The organism is Sodalis sp. (in: enterobacteria) (genome assembly GCF_047607725.1).
In the GTDB taxonomy this organism is placed as follows: domain Bacteria; phylum Pseudomonadota; class Gammaproteobacteria; order Enterobacterales; family Enterobacteriaceae; genus JBLKSS01.
Map to the genome: position 1 here is coordinate 1 of NZ_JBLKSS010000312.1, position 2145 is coordinate 2145.

The following is a 2145-nucleotide window of genomic DNA, read 5'->3' on the forward strand; positions in this document are numbered from 1 at the left end:
CCGGTAAAAAAATGGTATGGACTGATAGAAAACCCCACGACAGCTGACGCGTTACTCGATCGGCTAGTACACCCCAGCTATCGACTGGAACTTAAAGGCGAATCACTACGCAAAGAGCAAGGAGTAGCCAGCACAGGAAAAGTATAGACTAAAACTGAGTCAGAAGATGAGCGAACACGTGATCGAATATCACTGGAATGGGTGATCGGAAAATATCGGAATAACTGATCGGATGTCGCCGGAACAGATGATCGGATACGTCGGAATCTGCAACGACCGCATCAAGGGGCTGGAACTGGGGGCGGACGATTACCTCATCAAACCCTTCTCCTTTGCCGAACTCCTCGCCCGCATCCGCACCGCGCTACGGCGCGGCATGCAGGTGAAACGCGAAGAGCTTCTCACGGTGGCCGACCTGCGGCTGGATATCGCCAAACGGCGCGTGGAGCGGGCCGGCCGGCGAATCGACCTGACCAATAAAGAGTTCAACCTGCTGCAATTGTTAATGTCCAATCCGGGACAGGTGATGAGCCGCACGTTGATAGCCTCGCGGGTCTGGGACATGAATTTCGACAGCGATACCAATGTGGTGGATGTGGCCGTGCGCCGTCTGCGGCAAAAAGTCGACGAACCTTTCCCTCGCCCCCTTATCCATACCGTTCACGGCGTGGGCTACCGCTGCGAGGGCGACGATACTCCATGAAAAGCCTGTCGCTAACCGCGCGCCTGTCGCTGTTGATTTCCACTACCGTTCTGTTGGTGATGATCCTTACGGGGATGGCGCTGTATCAATCGCTGGCGATACAAATCAGCGGGCGTGACGACGCGGCCCTGCTGAACCGGATGGATCAGATCCGCACCCTGTTGCTTAACGAAGACGTGCTGGAGCTCATTCGTACCAAGCCGCGACTGTTTGCCAATATGCTGGGCAATACCGAGTCACTGTTGGTGCTACGCTTTCCCGGTCAACCGCCGCTTATTGAAGTCAATCCCGGCAAGGCAACCATACCTGACATCCCCGCGGTGCCCGCCCAGCAGCCGCTGGCGTTGAAAAATGTGCGTCATGAGCTTGCACGCGACGGCACACCGTTTATTTCCGCCTCCGCCTTGGCGAAAACGCGCAACGGCCCGGGATAGGTGGAAATTATCACCGGCAGGCTCATGACGGAGCGTACCAGCACGCTGGCGGGCTACCGCCACCAAATGCTGCTGCTGATTATCGTCGCCACCGTCATCGCCGCGCTCAGCGTTGCTTTTCTGACCCGGCGCGGGCTGCGCCCCCTGCATCGCCTGGCGCAGGAAACCGCTGCCATCGACGTGCGCCATTTGGCCTGGCGCATCCGGCTACGTCACGTGCCGCGCGAGCTACTGGCGCTGGTGGCGGCCTTCAATCAAATGCTCGATTGGTTGGAAACCAGCTTTCAGCAGCTCAGCCAGGTGTCGGCCGATATGGCCCACGACCTGCGAACGCCGATTGCCAATCTGCTCGGGCAAACGGAGGTTGCGCTGACGCAGGATCGCACCTCCAATACTATGAAACGCTGCTTGGATCCAACTTTGAAGAGCTGCTGAGATTATCGCGCATGATCGACAGCATGCTGTTTCTGGCGCTGGCGCAAGACGCCAGCCAAGCGATCCGTTGCGAACATCTCAATCTGGCAACGGTGTTGCCGCCGCTGGCGGACTATTTTGAAGGGCCGGCCGAGGAGCGTCAGCTGACGGTGGTCTATCCCACGGAGGGCACCTTGTGGGCCGACGGCGACCTGCTACGGCGCGCGCTCGCCAATTTGCTGGCCAACGCGATCCGCTTCACTCAAAGTGGCAGTACCATCCGGGTGACCGTCCAAACGCAGCGCGAGGGCGTGACGCTGTCGGTGGAGAACCACGGCGACACCATCGCCGCGGCGCAGCAGGCCCGTATCTTTGACCGTTTTTATCGCGTCGATGCGTCCCGCCACAATTCCGCCACCGGCAGCGGTCTGGGGCTTTCTACCGTACGCAGCATTATGTAAGCGCCCCGTGGAGGACGTCTTGAATTATTGGTGGGTTTGTTGTATGGCCCGGTAAGAATATGTTCCACTACGATGCCTAGTGAACCCGCATCCTATAAGGGACGGCTGTCAGATCATGGATAATCCGGCGATG

4 protein-coding genes and 1 pseudogene are annotated in these 2145 nt (G+C 58.5%); all 5 read left to right on the forward strand.

The features are described 5' to 3' along the window. Positions 1 to 147, forward strand: a 147-nt coding sequence (locus ACMX3H_RS18925) for an ATP-binding protein (protein WP_415211882.1), incomplete at its 5' end; no start/stop codon positions are given. A gap of 115 nt (positions 148 to 262) precedes the next feature. After that, positions 263 to 703 (forward strand): annotated as a pseudogene (locus ACMX3H_RS18930) (winged helix-turn-helix domain-containing protein); the annotation flags it as partial. Then, the gene (locus ACMX3H_RS18935) at positions 700 to 1137 is read left to right on the forward strand and encodes a hypothetical protein (RefSeq protein ID WP_415211879.1); all 438 of its coding nucleotides are present in this window, start codon (positions 700 to 702) and stop codon (positions 1135 to 1137) included. The pseudogene ACMX3H_RS18930 and the gene ACMX3H_RS18935, both read left to right, overlap by 4 nt. After that, a complete protein-coding gene (locus tag ACMX3H_RS18940) occupies positions 1138 to 1572 on the forward strand; it encodes a HAMP domain-containing protein (RefSeq protein ID WP_415211880.1) in 435 nt (144 codons plus the stop codon). A gap of 11 nt (positions 1573 to 1583) precedes the next feature. Continuing rightward, a complete protein-coding gene (locus tag ACMX3H_RS18945; RefSeq protein ID WP_415211881.1) occupies positions 1584 to 2012 on the forward strand; it encodes an ATP-binding protein in 429 nt (142 codons plus the stop codon). The last annotated feature ends 133 nt before the right edge of the window (positions 2013 to 2145 follow it).